Raw genomic sequence first — 16,624 nt, forward strand, 5'->3', positions numbered from 1 at the left:
AGCAGGGGCCATGCAGTTGACTGCTGCGGGTCACCGCCGTGGCTGGCGGAACACTGTCGCCAGGGCCAGACGGGGCAATGGGGTGGAAGATGTTCGTTCGGCTGGTGTTCGTTGCGCTGATCGTCCTCACGGCATGTGGCAGAGCTGTGCCGTCTGGTGCACCGCGTCCCGATCCAGCGCCGGTTATGGCCGACGGTTTGCGTAAGGTGCTGTGGGCGATCACGTAATTCGGCTCTGGCACTGGAAGCGTGAGGCCCGTGGCGGTGGGTGATCTTTGGAGATGATGATGCTCTGCTGTGCATGAGGCGAAGCTGATCGAGACCGTGTTTCCACATCTGGCCGGGCTCTGCGTTGAGCGGATCCATGCGGAGGACGGCGTGGTGCGGATCTCCGCCCGGTCCCGCCGTGAGGCAGGGGTGTGCCCGGATTGCTCGGCCAGCTCGACGGCGGTGCACAGCAGCTACCAACGGCGCCCAGCTGACCTGCCGGTAGGAGGCCAGCCAGTATCGATTGTCCTTGCTGTGCGCAGGTTCTTCTGCCCCAACGCCGGTTGCGCACGCCGGACCTTTGCCGAGCAGTTCGAGGGCCTGGTCGGACGCCGACGGCAGCGAACGATCAGCCTGCTCGGGATGCTGGAAGTGATCGCGTTGGCGGTGGCCGGCCGCTCTGGAGCTCGGATGGCTGACAGGATGGCGATCACCGTGTCTCGCATGACGTTGCTGCGACTGGTGCGGGCGCTACCTGAACAGCCGGTCGCGACCCCTCGGGTACTGGGCGTCGATGATTTCGCGCTGCTGCGCGGATCGGTGTACGCAAGCGTGTTGCTGGACATGGATACCCACCGGCCGATCGAGGTGTTACCGGACAGGACGGCGGAGACGTTTGCCGCGTGGCTGCGCGCGCATCCAGGTGTGGAGGTGATCTGTCGGGACCGAGCCGGAGCCTATGCCGAAGGTGCCCGAACGGGCGCGCCGACCGCGATCCAGGTCGCGGATCGCTTCCGCTTGTGGAAGAACCTCGGCGAAGCCGTGGAGTCCACTGTCGTCACGCATCGCGCGTGCCTGCGTGAACCTGAACCCGAGGCCCCTAATGGGAAAGTCCCGGCAACCAACACGTCGGACGATACACCGCCGCTGGTCCCGGACGGTGTGCTCGATGTCTGTGGGCGCGAACGCCGTCTGGTGACACGCACCCGTGAGCGCTTCACCGCTGTGCAGGAATTGCGCGCCCAGGGGCTGTCGTTGGGCGCGATCAGCCGTCAACTGGGTTTGGACCATTCCACAGTCCGGCGCTACGCCAACGTGGGCAGTGCGGACGAGTTGCTGGTCAAGGCGGTCAACCGCACCAGCAGGCTGGACAGATTCAAGCCGTATATCAACCAACGCTGGAACGACGGCTGCACCGAGGCCGTCACCCTGCACGACGAGCTGAAAGCATTGGGGTGGAAGGGCAGTGTGCAGACCGTCCGCCGCTATGTGCATGCCTTCCGTGCCACGTCCACTACACCACCGGCCACGGCGCCCACCGTACCGGCGCCGCCGAAGCCACGCCGTGTGGTCCGCTGGATCATGACCAACCCGGACAATCTCAGCGCCGGGGACACGGTGCGGCTCAAGGAGGTCTTCGCCCGTTGTCCTGAGCTGACTGCCGCTGCTGGGCACGTGCGTGACTTCGCCATGATGATGCGTGAACTGCGCGGTGACCAGCTTGACGAGTGGATGCGCCGCGTCCAGGCAGACGACCTGCCCGGGCTGCATTCATTCGTCACCGGCATCAAGCGCGACCGGGACGCCGTCGTCAACGGGCTGACCGATGGGACAACGGTTCCAGGGCCGCTATCGCCCGGCAGACCAGCAACTTCGGCGCGACGCCGTCAGTTCGGTGGCGGAGACGACGCGATTGGCCGACGCGGGCCGGCAGGGTATCGCCATCTACACGGACGCCGACGAGCGTGCGGGTGCCGAGTTGGGCCGGGTGCCCGATGGTTCATGAACCCACGATTCCTCTGTGGTCGGCGATCACACGGGTGCATAGCGCGTGGCCACCGGACAACGAGGACGCCGCCGGCCAACTCGCCGAGGACGTGCGTCGGTTCGCCTCCGCCGCAGCAAACGGGCAGGCGGAATTGGGCCAGGCCGAACGGGTGGTCCGCGCCGCGTGGCCAGACCCCGCGGGCCTTGCCCTGTCCGACCGGTTGGCAGCAAACGGCGCGCACTGGGCGGCCCTCGCCCAGGCCGCCGAACGACAGGCGACGCTGGCGCAGGACTATGCGCGGGCGCTGACCGCCGTGAAGACACGATCACCGGTGCCGTCGCCGCGCCAGCGGCTGGTCACGCCTCGCCAAGGCCTTCCAGCGGCTGGTGGAATCCTGCGGCACGCAGGCGGCCGAGCCGAGCAACCATCTCGGACTAACCGAGGGCGTTTGCGCGGGCATATCGGTGGCCACCGCGTGTCTCGTCTACGCTCCCGACGGAGGCATCGGCGTCACCACGACTCGCGCGGGAGGCATCGCCAACAGCTACAGCCTGCTGCCCAGCGCGACCGCCGGGATAGGCGGCATTGTGAGCACCGGGCGGGAGCTCAGGGATCAGGCAGGCCCGTTCAACCACGTCGAGATAGCCGGAGGTGACGAGGTCGGTGTCAGCGTCGATGGCGACTGGGGCCCGGCAGCCATGCCAGCCGGTGTTCACCGCAACAGCGTTGATCGGTTTGGCCGCGGGTGGATCAGTGCGGGGCGGGCCGCCCAGCGGTGGCCATCTCGACCACGTTGACCCAATCGGGTGGCCCGTTTCCGCATCAGCGTCTGCAACTGCTGTTCAACCCCGATACTGGGTTGTCGCTGGGCATCGAACTGGTGGCCCTGACGGCGGACACCCATGCCTTGGGCGTCCCAGTGGGCACTCCGGCGACCATCGGCTACACGCTGTGGGAAGACGTCGCGTTTGTCCCGGACACCACGACCCGACCGCGACCATGAGGCCGGCCCGTTCCCGTGGTTGACACCAAGTACGGACCGACCTCGCGGTTCAAAGGGGGGAAGTCAGCGATCACCGGCAGGCGTCATGCGTGTATCTGGAAGTGGTCGACATTGTCATTGAACCGTTCGAGCCAGAGGCCACGTTCGCCCCAATTAATAGTGAAGTCGTCTGCATCGTTCTGGGCTCGGTTAACGACGTGTGCAATGAGGCAATGATTGTTGCCGATGACGGACGAAACATTCCGGGCCCACCAAAAGTCCGTGTCAACCCGGTAGCCTGCCGCGTCGCACGGACCGTCACCACCTTCGATGATGGCAAATCCGGCATTGATACGGCCCTGGTCGTTGTAGTTGATGTGTTCGTACCAGTACATGATGGGAATCCCGGCGGTCGCCACCTTGCCCTGGTCGCCCATCCGCATGCGGTATTGGGTGTTCATCGTGGCCTGGGCCGCCTTGATGGACACATCCGAACACGCTTTGGCCAGCACGGGCGACGTCTGACCGGCCGGCGCCTTGCCGATCCGGATCGCACAGTACTTCCCGTCGCGAGCACGGGTGTCTGCCGCCGCTACGGCATGTGTGAGTACGAATGCCGTCGACACTCCGACGACAATGGACAAGATACGTCTGAACATCAACCAGAGGAACGACACCTTGTCGCTCATCACCGTCTCCCTATGCTCGAGGCTGTAACAAAGCTCGGCATACTGCTATGCGACTTACCATGCAATCCCTCGATCTCGTAAGGTCCGCTCAACCTCGTTGTTGAGATGAGAGCCCAACATGGTCGGTTCCTGTCGCGGACGACAGTCACTTCTTCCCTGCAGCCATTAGTGAACCGCCACCTGCTGTGGTTGTCGTTGGTACACCCGCCACGCGCGCGTGCTGTGCGAGTTGCGCGAATGGGCTTGCCCCCGACAGCGGTTGCGCGGTAAAAGCACCATCTGGTGTGCTGTCTCGTGTGTCCATCCCGCCGGTCGGCAAAGCACTGCGCGACGCCCGAATACGCTGCGGCCTGACCCAAGCTCAAGCCGGAGCGCAGACCGGGTACTCCGCCTCGGCGATCTCCCGGATCGAACTGGGCGCCCGGATCGAAATCACTACCCTGCTGCGCTTGGCCAACTGCTACGACATCACCTTGAACGAGCTCGGGCTCGGCAGTGTCGGCGACGTCCCGAGTAAAGATATGCCAAGTCAGGACGTGCTACGGAGCCAATTCCTGATCCTGGCCGGGCTAACGGTGCCGCAGTGGGCGTTGGCCGCGCTCGACGACGCGCTGATCGTGCTGCCTCCGACCAACGGGCCCGTGTCTGGCGGTGATGTCACCCGCCGGCTCGCCGCAGGCCGCGCCCTGTTCGACAACGACCGCCACGGCCAGCTCGTGACCGCCCTGCCCGATCTGCTGGCCGCTGCGCATCTGCACGCCGAAGGCACCGACCTTCCGTCCGCGTGGGCGATCTGCTCGTCCTGCTATGAACTGGCAACCCACACCCTGGCGAAGCTCGGCCGCCCGTCGTGCCTGATGGCCGCTGACCGCGCGACGGCCAGCGCGCGCCGCACCGAATCACCCGTCGTGCTCGCGCTGTCCGCGCATGTGCTGAGTATCGTGCTGCGCCAGAACAACCGCGCCGCCCTTGCCCAGCGAGTCATCCTCGACGCGATCAACGCGATCCAGAAGACCGGCCTCGCCAACCCTGACGAACGAATTCTGTTCGTCCAGATGCTGTGCTCCGCCGCCTACGCCGCCGCGCAAGCCGGCGAACGCGACCGAGCGCTGGAACTGACCGCCGAAGCCGACCGAGCGATGCGGCTGCTGCCCGCGCGCCCCGATCGACCAGCCACACCCGTCAACGCCACCGTCCTCACTCCGGCACAGGTGCAGCTTTACAAAGTCAGCATGCAGTGCGAGCTCGGTAACTCTGCCGCGGCATTGAACGCCGCTCAAGGGGTTGACCGCCTCCCGGTTCCCGACCATCGAACGCCGCGGCCGGATGTTCACCGATATCGCTCGTGCCTGGTGGCTGCACGGGCGCCCCGACAAGGCAGCCCAGGCACTCATCGCGGCCTATCAGCAAGCACCTGGCGAAGTGGTCGACCGGCCCTCCATCCGCGCACTCGCGGCCGACCTGATCAGCCAGCGAGAGCAAGCGGTTGACGTGCAGCGACTCCGCGCACTACTCATGCCACCACGCTGGACAACGTGATGCCTCACCGCACAGGGGCGCCGATGGTCGCGCCCTGCCCAACGCCGATGCCGTCGACGTGCTCCCTGATCGACAGGATGCCACCAGGCCGGCCAGATACCCTTGCACGATCTCGTCCGTCAGGCGCTGCGCCGTCGGCGTTCTCTCCGCAAACGCCCTCACCGCCAAATACCAACCTGGACCGCACCCGGGTACTGTAAACGTTCGCCTCTGCCCGTGATTGCGTGACCAACTTTTTCGGGGTGCCTGCTGGTGCACGTGGTCTCTTTGTGATCATGGTCGGAGTGCGATCGTGATGAGGCGGGCGGCCTGCTGCCGCACTTGGCCGTAGTGCCGCCTTGCTACGCACGACGATGAAACTACAACGTGCGGCTCGCTGCGCCTCTCCGGCAATACACTCGGGCGTGTTGCAAAGGATGGTTCCCATCAGGCTCAACAAGAGTCGCGCCTGTACGGTCGACCGTCTACATCGCATCCAAACCTTCCGGAAGCCACTACCTGTTGGAGCGGTTCAGCCGTGGCTGACTGCGGCCCTGTCCATGGATCGAACAGCTGATGCCAGTTCACGGGCTCGGGATGAACTGACGTGAAGTTGCTTGCGGAGCGTCTCCGCTGAGACTGGACGGTTTCGCTGCGTCCAGTGGCGTTCGTTGATCCGCACAGCCGCATCCAAGTGGTCACCCATCACGACTGACGATGAGCCCGAAAGCACGGACGTAGTTGTACCGTCTTGTGCCGCGTGCGCAGGCTCGGCCTTGTCGTTGCCACTGATGATGGCGTGAACCCGGGAGTGCGCCTCCTCGGCCAACGGAGCGATGCCGAGCATCCACAGTAGATCTGCGGGCGCCTTGCGCTTCCACTGGCGACCGAAGTGGACACGGAGCAGAGTACGAGTGCGCCGAAGCTGAGCTTCCTTGTCCAACGCAGCGCGGTAGCTAGTGATCTGCCACAGCACCATTCGCCGCCACAGCAGGAACGTTGACCATGGCGACAGTATCCATCGTCCCAACGGGATCCGGTCACGAACACAGCCCGCAGCGCCACCAGCACACCTCAGCAGGACCGTGCGGCCTGCCTCGACCATCACCAGCAACATCAGCGGCGCAACTGCATGCAGACCGATGGCAACGGGATCTGGCCAGCCCGCAGACACGTTCGCCGCGACTGTGCCGACCGCGAGCAAACGGGCCAACTGTCGAAGCCAACCGATCGGATGCGCCGTCCATGCAAGGACGAGATCCAGCACCACGACTCCGACGAGTCCGCCATCGATCCCGATTGGCACCAACTGGGGAAGGGGAACGTCTACCTCGACAGCCTTGCGAGAGATCGTCTCATAAGAGCCCGCGATGCCATAGGCCGCCAGCATGGTAGCAAGCCCAATCGCACCAGCGAGACCGACCCGCTGACCAACGTTGAATCCGGGAAGTTCCATTTTGTACATGATTGTGCCTTCTACCAAGGGGAATCGATGAAGATCACTTGTAGGTCTGCTGTAGACGGCAAGGAGGAGCAACTCGCTCGAACTCGTTTCTATCAGCGGTAACTGAGAGTTCATGCATACGAAAGCATTGGTATCAAGGCGAAGGGCCTTCTCTGTCCAACCTTGACACGGTAGAGGTCACTGGTTCAATCCCAGTATCGCCCACCAGTGTACAACCGCTGGTCAGAAGCCCTGTTCCGCCTCGCGCGGGATGGGGCTTCGCTGTGTTTCAGTGATCAAATGGGGACGAAATGGGGATCAACTCTTCCTTACCGTCCCGGTATTCGATCATCAGCTTGGTGATCACCGGTCCCAGGTGCGGGAACCAGTCGGTCAAACGTGCACGCTCCGTAGCCGTCAACGCCAGCAGACCGGCCGTCCACCGCGCCTCCAGCGCATCGTTGACCTGGTGCCGCATGGCGTCGGTGACGTGGTCGTAGACCCGGGCGATGCCCTTCATCTTCTGCCCCAACCGAGCGCGGCGGGCCACCTCGGGCACACCGTCCTCGGTCAGCCAGGTGGCGTGCGTGTGCCGTCCCTCGTGGAAGGTGAACCACGGCAACACCGCCGGCAGATGATCAGTCGCGTTCGGACTGTCCGCGCTGACCCCGTCCCACGCCGGCCGCCAGTAGCGGTTGCGGAAGTTCGACCGCCGCCAGGGATGGCCTTCCGGCGTGGTGAACACGAACGGATGATTGTGGCTGTCCATCAGCTGTTCGTAGAACACCGCGATACTCGGCGGCAACTGCACCCACCGGGTCCCCGCCGGGGTTTTCGTGCGCCCCTTGCGCGCAGCGGCGCCCTGCTGCCGCTGTCGCGGCGGTGGCGCGATCGCCGCCACCTCGGTGACCGGGCGCCCGTACTTGGTGAGTACACCACCGACCTCCTTCAGCGGCGCGCGGATGCCGATCGCTCGGTGCAGTTGGTCGTATTCGTGCTTCTGTTGCCCGGCCAACTCACTCCACCGACCGCCGGTGTAGAGGTCAAGCAGACACAACGTGAACCCACCCAGTCCAAGACCGGACTCGTACAGCCGCATCGCAGCCCGCAGACCCTGGACCGGTGAGGCCACCAGCCGCTCCGGCGCGTACTCCCCGACGTGACCCGGATCCCGCTTCACGGACTGGCCGGGATGATCCGCGCCCGCACCGCCGCGTTCAGCATCGTGGAGAACGTGGCGAACACTGATGCCACAGTGGACTCGGCGTAGTCCTCGTGCAGCTCGGACACCCACTTCTCGATCTCCACATAGCTGTTGAAGATGCCGATCAGTGGCCACGCCGACCACTGCGGCAGCACCTGGTTGTCCAGATGCGACCGATACTTCACCGCCGTGCCCTCGGTGATCCGGGGCTTGATCGCGGCGAGGTACTCCTCGGCGAACTCACCGAACGGTGTCTCGGCGTCCCGCGGGTCGATCCACAGATTGCGTCGGATCAGCGCCTCCTGCTCCTCCCCCCAGTTCGCGAAGTACTCGTTGACCAACCGGGCCGCGAAGTACCACCGGGCGCAGATCCGGGAGGCACTGGGATTCCGTCCGGCTACCGAGGCCGACGAGCTGCGCTGGACGGAGTGGCTGGCGGGTGAGCAGTGTCCGGTGGAGCAGGATCGGGACCGGTTGGAGGCCGCGGTGCGGCAGCGGTGCCGCAGTGAGGGCATCGAGCCGCCGACCGAGGGCCAGATCGAGCGGGTGATCGCCTCGGCGTTGCGGCAGCACGAGACAGCGTTCGCCGCCGAGATCGCCGCCGCGCTGGGGCCAGCCGGGTGTGCCCGGCTACAGATGCTGCTGACCTCGGAGGGTCTGCTCGCGGAGGTGAAGGCCGATCCGGGCCGGTTGGGGTTGGACACGCTGCTCGGGGAGATTGGCAAGCTGGAGGCGGTGCGGGCGCTGGCGTTGCCACGGAACCTGTTCGCCGACACGTCGGACCGGCTGGTCGCGGCGTGGCGGTCGCGGGCGGCGAGGATGTTTCCCTCGGATCTGCTGGACTGCCCGGAGCCGGTGCGGCACACGCTGCTGGCCGCCTTGTGCTGGGTGCGCCAGGCGGAGATCACTGACGCTCTGATCGGGCTGCTGGTCGATCTGGTGCAGAAGATCAACGCTCGTGCGGAGCGGCGGGTGGAGAAAGAGCTGATGGGTGAACTGCCCGCGGTGCCGGGCAAGAGGGGCATCTTCATCAAGATGGTCAATGCCGTGCTCAAGCACCCCGATGAGCAGGTGCGCAGCGCGGTGTGGTCTGTGGTGCCCGGCGGGGAGAAGACCCTGCGCCGGCTGCTCAAGGAGCTGATGGCCACCAACCGGGTGGTCCGCGAACGGGTCCGCTACCAGCTGCGTGGCTCCTACTCCCACGACTACCGGCGCATGCTCGGCCCGGTGCTGGCGGCGTTGTCGTTCCGGTGCAACAACACCACCTACCGGCCGGTGATGGACGCGATCGACCTGCTGGCCCGCTACGCTGCCCGCGACGCTCAGGCCGAGCGGGCCGCGCCGGGCAAGGCACGGGCCGCCGCGCACGACGCGTCGGACTCGGTGCCGGTCGAGGGCATGGTGCCCAAGGAGTGGCATGAGGCGATCACCGACGACAAGGGCCGGATCGAGCGCATCTCCTACGAGTTGTGTGTGCTGATCGCGCTGCGGGAGGCGTTGCGGCGTCGGGAAATCTGGGTGCAGGGCGCCGGGTTGTGGCGCAATCCCGAGGAGGACATGCCCGAGAACTTCGAGGACAACCGCGATGTGCATTACGCGGCGTTGAACAAGCCGCTCGCGGCCGCGGAGTTCGTCGACGACCTCAAGCGCCGCCACCGCGCGGCGCTGGACCAGCTCAACTCCGCGATGGCTGAGAACACCGCCGGCGGGGTGCGGATCAAGACGCGCAAGGGCCAGGCGTGGATCAGCGTGCCCAAGCTGGAGAAGCTGCCCGAACCGAAGAACCTGGCGGCGATCAAGGCCGAGGTTGCCCGCCGCTGGGGCACCATCGATCTGCTGGACATCCTCAAGGAGGCCGACTTCCTGGCCGAGTTCAGCGAGGAGTTCGTGTCGGTGGCCACCCGGGAGAAGTTGCCGAAGCCGACGCTGCGCCGGCGTCTGTTGTTGTGCCTGTTCGAGCTGGGCACCAACATGGGTATCCGGCAGTTGGTGGCCACCGCCGAGCAGGGTGAAGACGGCGAGGCCGCGTTGCGCCGGGTCCGTGCGTCCCACATCACCCGCGATAACCTGCGGGCAGCGATCGTGAAGGTGATCAATCAGACCCTCGCGGCGCGGGACCCGAAATGGTGGGGCCGAGCGACCACCACCGCCAGCGACTCCAAGCGCTTCAACGCACTGGAATCCAACTCCCTGACCCGCTTTCACGCCCGATACGGCTCGAACGGGATCATGATCTACTGGCACGTCGAAAAAGGACGCGTGTGCATCTACTCCCAGATCAAGAGCTGCTCGTCCTCCGAAGTCGCGTCCATGATCCAAGGGTTATTGCGGCACTGCACCGACGCGCAGATCGAGGCCAACTACACCGATACACGGCGCCTCGCTGGTCGGGTTCGCGTTCACCGAACTGCTGGGCTTCCGACTGCTGCCTCGGTTGAAGAACATTGGCGCGATCCGCCTCTACAGCCCCGACGACGCCCCCAACACGTGGAACAAGCTTCAGGACGTCATCGTCAACCGGCCGATCGACTGGGACAAGATCACCCAGCAGTACGACGCCATGGTCAAGTACGCCACCGCCCTGCGGTTGGGCACCACCGAGGCTGAGCAGATGCTGCGCCGGTTCACCAAGGGAGGCCCGAACAACCCCGTCTACCTGGCGATGGAAGAACTCGGGCGGGTCGTGCGCACGACCTTCGCCTGCGACTTCCTGGCCGAGGAGGAGTTGCGGCGCGAGATCCACTCCGGCTTGCAGGTGGTGGAGAACTGGAACTCAGCCAACGACGTGGTCTTCTACGGCAAGGACGGCAAGCTCACCGGCCCGGACCGGGAAAACGTCGAAGTCTCGATGCTCGCCCTGCACCTGCTTCAGTCCTGCCTGGTCCTGGTGAACACCCTGCTGCTGCAACGGGTATTGGCCGACCCGAAGTGGGAGAAACGGCTGACCGCCGAGGACCGGCGGGGCCTCAACGCACTGTTCTGGTCAAACGTCAACCCCTACGGGCGATTCCAACTCGACATGAGCAAACGCCTCGACCTCGCCGCGTAGACCGTTCTAGAGACAGCTGTGGAGAGAAGATCACCTGGTCCGGTAACTCTGCCCACGGCACCGGGCACAGCCGATGACGGAGCAGGAATATCTGCCAGCAAGATCCCGTCTTGTCTGAAACGCCCGGATATACACCCGCGATCGACTCGTGCGACACCATTGTCTGGTCGTAGCGCGGGATTTACGCCTTGTCGTTTGGCGTCCTGCCACATGTCGTCGACGTAGTCGAACGGCGCGCGTCGAGCTGGTCGTCGGTCAGCCCGGTGTGCTGAGGACAGCCCACGGTGACCAGGTGGATCCAGTCCAATGCCGTTCGTAGCGTGTCACTTGATCACTACCGTATACGACAATCTGCGGGCGCCAAGTGTTGTCACCATTCACCGTCACACTACTCGTCGCGTATCCACCCATCGGGCGCCAGCCGGTCCACGGACCTCCTGGCACGAACTGCTCGGTGTAGTAAACTCCATGGTCGGACCCTACGCAGAACAGAGATTTCCGGCCATCAAGCCAATGCAGTGTAGCGCAGCCGTAAGCGCAGATGATCAGGATTTCATTACCATTTGGGTCTCGGTAGACGCACGTCGTATCATGCTCGCCCGAACGTTGAGCCTGACTCGAAAGTTCAGTGGTCCCTTCGTAGATCTTGTAGTCGCTGCCGGCCAGCACCTGGATGGTTGCGTTCTGCTCGTCGACATGGGAACTGTATTGGCCGCATCTCTGTAATCCCCCGTACGAACCCTTGTTGATAGGTGAATTGTACGCCGGGCCGTTACATGATGGCGGCACGTTACGAGTCCCGGTGGCCTGTGCTGCACTGACACTGGTAACGAACCCGGATGTCACCATGATGATCATTACCAAGGTCTGTCGCGCGCGACGCATCGACTTTATCCATGCCATGCAATCGTCCCCTTCAAACAGAGTCTGTTCCCGCCGCACCATCCTGACCGCAGTCAGGATGGTGCGGCGGCATGGCTCAGGTTCGACGGCGAGGGTGGCAGCATGGAACGCGACGGCATCGGCCGTCACATCGCGGCCCCTCGTCTTATCCGCTGAGCTTCGACTCCTGTTTCGGCTACCTTGAAACCATGTTATTCACCGACGATCTGCCAGCCGCAGCAGAGATCAATCGACGCTGGCGGCTGGACATTTCCGTTACGCGCAAGTGCCCCCGTGGTCGACACGCCATCCGGTGAAGATGCCGGAGTCACCGTGGTTGCAGTAGTACTGGCCGTCGGTTCCATATACCCGGAGGTATCCCGTGGTGGGGTATGGGTGGCCGTAGCCGAATCCGGTCGCGTAGAAGAAGATTCCGCCGCCGTGCGAGTTGGCTTTGCCGCCCAGGGACTCCCACGGGTCGCAGTGTTCCTGGAAGCAGTCGGCCGCGTAGAGCTCCCAGTCGCTGCCGACCACGATCCGCTGGTTCAGCGTGCCGCTCTGGTTCCCCCACACCAGGTAGTTGTTTTGGTAGTACTCGCCGGAGCTCTCCTGGGCGATCCAGTGCTGGCCGTTCATCCGGCAGCCGGCGTAGCTGTTGCCACCCGGGACGGCCGGGCCGATCAGGATCGTCGTCGAGCCGGCCGGGCAGCCCTGGATCGCGGTCGCCGCGGGTGCGGTGACCACTCCCAGCAGGGCGGCCAGGGCCACCAGCATGGTCAGAATCCGGTGTCTTGTTTTCACGGCAGTCCTTTCTTCAGTGCGTCTGTCAGCAGCCCGGCGTAAGTTGCCGCGCCTTCGACCATGGGATGGAACGACTGCTGGCTGAGTGGGAACGGCGGGATTTCCGCATGGGTACGGTCGAGAGTCAGGCCGTTGATCTGCGGTGCGGGCCCGCACGCCGCTTTGCCCTGGAACGCGGCGAGGCTGCTCAGGTAGGTCACCGGTTGTCCCTGCTGGCGGAGTGACGCGACCATGGCCTCGTAGTCGCGGTCGATCTCGTGCGCCATGTCCGCGAACCACGCGATGGCCTTGGCGCCGTAGATCGAGGTGCAGGTCTCGTGGGGGGCCTCGCCGGACACCATCAACACCGGATAGCCCATCAGCACGATCTTCGCGTTGGGCGCCCGGTTGTGGATCTCGGTGAGCACACTGGACACCTGCTGGACCACGTAGCCGCGGATGAGTTGGGGCTCGTAGTGGGCGAGGTCCTGGGGATCGGAACCCATGACCGCGTCCGGGCAGGAGTTCTTGGCGCAGAACTCGATCAGCTCGGAGAAACGCGCGTCGTTCCCGCCGATGGTCAACGTGACCAGGGTCGTGTTCGCGTCGAGGTACCCCTGGTCGAACTGGGCGCCCTCGTTGTTCTCGCCTGTGCCTGTGGTGTCGCCCACGCCGACGGTGGTCGAGTGGCTGCACGCCGTTATGTGGTAGTCGAGCGAGGGATCAAGCGCGTCCGCACGCGCCCCGATGGTCGAACCACTGTCCGGAAGGGACGCTTGCCGGGACCACGCGTGCGACGAACGGTGGCATGCGTCGAACACGCCGCCGTCGCTGGCGATGTGGTTGGACGCGCGGTCGTAGTCGCCCGCGCCCTCGCCGCCGGTGTACGAGTCGCCGAGGACCACGATCTGGTTCGCCGGCTTGCCGGGCAACGGCTGGAACGCCACGGCGTCCCAGGCGATGTCCATCGCGCCGGGCTCGATGCCGGTCGACTTCGGGATGATGTTCGACAGGGTGACGCTCGGGGTTCCGGTGAAGTGGAAGGCGCCCAGCGAATGCCACGACCCGGGCTGGGGTTTGCGCTGGGCGTCGAGGTAATTGCCCTCGACCACCGTCCGCATGGGTGGCGTGTTGCTGTCCGTGCCCCCGACGGTGTACGCGGCCTGCGGGGTCTCGGCGCCGTGGTCGGGGACGTAGACCAGGACCCGGGCCCAGCTGTTGAGTTGCTGGTTGAGTGTCCACGTGCCGGTCACCCGGTGGGTCACCTCCCCTGCAGGCCAGACGTGCGAGAACCAGAAGTGCCCGCCGAACCCGGTGTCCAACTGGTGGAAGTCGATCTTGGCGGGGTAGTGGTTGGTGCTGTCCGCCGGGAAGGTGAACGTGAGACTTCCCCTGTTGGTCCATGACTTGGCGCACCCGTTCTGGGTCCTCACGTCCGCTGGGACGTCGTCGACGATCAGCGCGTTCGACGGCAGTGGCGCCGTCGCGCACACGGGGTTGTAGAAATGGGTCGCTGCTGGTTCGGGCGCGCCGGGCAGGTAGCGAAGCACCTGTGTGCCCAGTGTGGCCGGGTTTGGCTGCCAGGTCGCCGAGGTGTGCCAGTAGCAGGCGAGGTCGTCGCGCTGGCAGTGGCTGCCGTGGTCGCTGGGGAAGTTGCCCGGTTTGTGGATTTTGGTCATGTCGCACTGGTTGGCGGCCGGCTGGCAGAACGTGCCCACCGGTGGGAGTTGCGGCGCCTGTGACCAGGTGGCGGTGGTGAACGAGTCGTGGTAGTTGCCGTTGACGTAGTCGTAGCGGACGAGCGAGTGGCGCGCGAACCCGATGATCCGCTCGGGGTAGCTCCAGTCCGCGGGGTGTTTGGCGTCGTTGCACCGGCCGTTCGGGTCCTGGTATTTGGGGAGGCACGTGGTGGTGCCATCCAGGAACCCGCCGCGGTCCGGGGCGAGGTCCTCGTTGGCGACGTTGTTGCTCCAGCCCAGCCCGTAAGCGTCCGATTTGCTGAACGGGTCGGTCCGGTCATTCAACTTGTGGTACCCGGAGTTGTACGCCCACAACGCGTACCACCAGTTCTCCAGGTACTGCGGATCGCCGTTGTTCACGACGATGCCCAGTTGCTTGAGCTGGTTCCACTTGTCCTGCAAGACCTGCAGACCGGCCGCGACGTTCGCGGCGTAGTCGACGGTGAGCGCGATCTGCTGGGTCTGCGTATAGACAGTCTCGCCCTTGCGCATGCCGGTGGTGACCTGGGCCGCCCCGTAACCGCAGTCCACGTTGTCGAAGACCACGCCGCCACTGCCGTAGAACCCGCCCTGCTCGAAGTTCCCGCTCTCCCCGTCTGTCACGTGTGGACTGGCCTGCCACATGTTCGACTCCTGCGCCAGCACGCCCAGCATGATTTGGGCCGGCACCTGGCCGCCGCCGACCAGCGGGTGCGACGGGAACAGCCCCTGCGGGGTGTACGCGGGCAGGTTGCTGCCGTTCCAGCCAGCGGGGCGGGACTCGGTCAGCGCGCCCTGCACAGCGAGGTCCGCCGCCCACTCGGCCATCTGCGTAGTGGGTTGCAGCGACTGGATCTTCGGGTCGTTACGCGGGATCGCGCAGACCCGGTCAGGGTCGGTCGTGTCGTTGCCCGGAGGAACCGCCGCAGGCGTGGCAGCGCCAGGTTGGACCGTGAACGCGTAGCGCTTACCGGAGTCCAAGACAGTCAGGCCGACCCCGATCGGCTGTGCGTCCAGGGAAGCGCCGGTCATGTGCACGTCGCCGGCTTCCTCAGTGCCACTCGTCGCGCTGGTCACGACCGCGAGCCCGTCGGTGGACGGTTCGGCGTCTACCGCGGCCGCGACCGTACGCCACGTCGATGGCACCTTGACTTGTGTCGCTTGTGGACCGGTCAGGTACGTCGTCCCAGCCACGGTGTGCAGTCGCACCGACCTGGCGGGGGCCGAGCCGACGACATGGTCCACGGTACCGGCGAACCGGTGCAGCCCAACGGTATCGCCCGTCTGTACCTCGTAATTGATCGCGCCGTCCCGGTCGATACCCAGCCGGAACGGGACGGCGTCCTGGTCGGCGAGCACGACGGGCCTGCCCGATCCGCCGATCGCCACCAGGCTGTCACCCTGGGCCGCGACGACTCCACTGGCAGTCGGGATGGCGGACGTGATCTGCCCGGCCACGTCCACCCGCGCGGTCACTGTGGCCGTGGTCGCGTCGACAGTGATCAGCCTTGACACGTAAAGGTTTCCCCTCATCAGGTTCTGGGTCAGCACGGCCTGCTCGCCGACACCGCACCCAGGGTTGTAGTACGCCAGGGACACCCCGTCCGCCAGCGTCGTGACCGCCCCGGTGTCCAGGTCGATGATCGCGGCGACACCACCGGAATGGAATCCGTCCTCGGAGTTGGCTGCCTGTCTTGGCGCGTACACGACCACGGCTCGTCGTCCCGACGTGGTCACACAGGAGTTCCCGATCCACTGGTCCACATCGGACCCAGGGACGCCCAGGCTCGCGACCGTACGCCAGGTGTAGCCAGTGCGCCGGTCAGCGGCCAGGACGTGCAGGCCGGTCGCGTCGCCGTCCGTGGTCACCACGCGGTCGGTGGATGTCCGCCAGCCGGCCGCGAGTTCGGTGCCTGGTACCGACGTCACGGTCGCCGGTGGTGGTGCAGGTGCTGCGGCGGCGGTCACCGGCAGGCCGGCAGCCAAGGCGAAGACACAGCCCAGAACCCAGAGTCGACGTGCCATCGCACTGACCGGCGTCGTGGGCATGGCGCCGACGGCAATCAGGGCCGCGGCTGCACTTCTCATACGCCATGAAGCCCTTCGAGAAGTCAAAGTGGGCATACTTTCCGTCCATGTGTTCTGCGGTAGCGAACCGGCACCCTGACCTGCCTCTCCGGCCAAGCTCTCGGCTACCAGGTCCGCGACGACTTGGGCCGCTGGTGCCGATCTCTTCCCTTTCTATGCGGCGAAGACGTCACGCTGTACGGCGCTGTAACCGTTTCGGCTGTGCTCGAAGTCCAGTTGGTAAGTGCATCCGCCCACACACCCCCTTCTGTCCCGACTCCCCACACCCCAGCGTGACGGCCTCGATGTAAATGGCC

Annotated in this window: 10 protein-coding genes and 2 pseudogenes; 5 read left to right on the top strand and 7 right to left on the bottom strand. The window is 65.2% G+C overall.

Annotated elements, in window-relative coordinates:
- Nucleotides 1-380: 380 nt before the first annotated feature.
- The 3 genes and pseudogenes from EV192_RS30920 to EV192_RS30925 form a co-directional block, all read left to right on the top strand.
- Nucleotides 381-1,808: pseudogene (locus EV192_RS30920) on the top strand (ISL3 family transposase); the annotation flags it as partial.
- 173 nt (nt 1,809-1,981) lie between these two features.
- Nucleotides 1,982-2,629 (top strand): WXG100-like domain-containing protein, encoded by a 648-nt coding sequence (locus tag EV192_RS57695; protein WP_481729880.1) that lies wholly within the window; start codon nt 1,982-1,984, stop codon nt 2,627-2,629.
- Nucleotides 2,630-2,749: 120 nt separating this feature from the next.
- The gene (locus EV192_RS30925; RefSeq protein WP_132121718.1) at nt 2,750-2,977 is read left to right on the top strand and encodes a hypothetical protein; all 228 of its coding nucleotides are present in this window, start codon (nt 2,750-2,752) and stop codon (nt 2,975-2,977) included.
- 83 nt (nt 2,978-3,060) lie between these two features.
- Here the strand turns inward: EV192_RS30925 and EV192_RS30930 are convergent, their stop codons facing one another.
- Complete coding sequence (locus tag EV192_RS30930; protein ID WP_132121720.1) at nt 3,061-3,645, bottom strand: hypothetical protein; 585 nt, start codon at nt 3,643-3,645, stop codon at nt 3,061-3,063.
- A gap of 296 nt (nt 3,646-3,941) precedes the next feature.
- On the opposite strand from EV192_RS30930, the gene EV192_RS30935 reads away from it, so the two are divergent.
- Nucleotides 3,942-5,135: a helix-turn-helix domain-containing protein gene (locus EV192_RS30935; RefSeq protein ID WP_165960694.1), complete on the top strand. Its 1,194-nt coding sequence runs from the start codon at nt 3,942-3,944 to the stop codon at nt 5,133-5,135.
- Nucleotides 5,136-5,695: 560 nt separating this feature from the next.
- On the opposite strand, the gene EV192_RS30940 is transcribed toward EV192_RS30935, so the two are convergent.
- From EV192_RS30940 to EV192_RS56135, 3 genes are all read right to left on the bottom strand, one after another.
- Nucleotides 5,696-6,619, bottom strand: coding sequence for a DUF2637 domain-containing protein (locus EV192_RS30940; RefSeq protein ID WP_165960695.1), 924 nt, complete (start codon nt 6,617-6,619; stop codon nt 5,696-5,698).
- Between the two features lie 277 nt (nt 6,620-6,896).
- Nucleotides 6,897-7,787: a site-specific integrase gene (locus EV192_RS30945; protein WP_243727187.1), complete on the bottom strand. Its 891-nt coding sequence runs from the start codon at nt 7,785-7,787 to the stop codon at nt 6,897-6,899.
- Nucleotides 7,784-8,152 carry an N-terminal phage integrase SAM-like domain-containing protein gene (locus EV192_RS56135; RefSeq protein ID WP_243727188.1) on the bottom strand — a complete coding sequence of 123 codons (369 nt, stop codon included), beginning with the start codon at nt 8,150-8,152 and terminating at the stop codon, nt 7,784-7,786. Before EV192_RS56135 ends, EV192_RS30945 begins: the two co-directional genes overlap by 4 nt.
- Nucleotides 8,153-9,497: 1,345 nt before the next feature.
- Here EV192_RS56135 and EV192_RS57700 point away from each other — a divergent pair.
- Nucleotides 9,498-10,860: pseudogene (locus EV192_RS57700) on the top strand (transposase).
- Nucleotides 10,861-11,115: 255 nt separating this feature from the next.
- On the opposite strand, the gene EV192_RS30960 reads toward EV192_RS57700, so the two are convergent.
- From EV192_RS30960 to EV192_RS30970, 3 genes are all read right to left on the bottom strand, one after another.
- The gene (locus EV192_RS30960; RefSeq protein WP_132121730.1) at nt 11,116-11,892 is read right to left on the bottom strand and encodes a DUF8189 domain-containing protein; all 777 of its coding nucleotides are present in this window, start codon (nt 11,890-11,892) and stop codon (nt 11,116-11,118) included.
- A gap of 126 nt (nt 11,893-12,018) precedes the next feature.
- The gene (locus EV192_RS30965; RefSeq protein ID WP_132121732.1) at nt 12,019-12,543 is read right to left on the bottom strand and encodes a hypothetical protein; all 525 of its coding nucleotides are present in this window, start codon (nt 12,541-12,543) and stop codon (nt 12,019-12,021) included.
- Nucleotides 12,540-16,289, bottom strand: a complete 3,750-nt coding sequence (locus tag EV192_RS30970; protein WP_165960697.1) for an SGNH/GDSL hydrolase family protein — start codon at nt 16,287-16,289, stop codon at nt 12,540-12,542. The genes EV192_RS30965 and EV192_RS30970 overlap by 4 nt, the downstream gene beginning before the upstream one ends.
- Nucleotides 16,290-16,624 lie beyond the last annotated feature (335 nt).

The organism is Actinocrispum wychmicini (assembly GCF_004345645.1).
Taxonomy (GTDB): domain Bacteria; phylum Actinomycetota; class Actinomycetes; order Mycobacteriales; family Pseudonocardiaceae; genus Kibdelosporangium; species Kibdelosporangium wychmicini.

Bases quoted from the DNA above. Each gene is read 5' to 3' on its own strand.
- EV192_RS30940 (WP_165960695.1), bottom strand. From the start codon at position 6,619: ATGGAACTTCCCGGATTCAACGTTGGTCAGCGGGTCGGTCTCGCTGGT.
- EV192_RS57695 (WP_481729880.1), top strand. From the start codon at position 1,982: ATGGTTCATGAACCCACGATTCCTCTGTGGTCGGCGATCACACGGGTG.
- EV192_RS30970 (WP_165960697.1), bottom strand. From the start codon at position 16,289: ATGCCCACGACGCCGGTCAGTGCGATGGCACGTCGACTCTGGGTTCTG.
- EV192_RS30930 (WP_132121720.1), bottom strand. From the start codon at position 3,645: ATGAGCGACAAGGTGTCGTTCCTCTGGTTGATGTTCAGACGTATCTTG.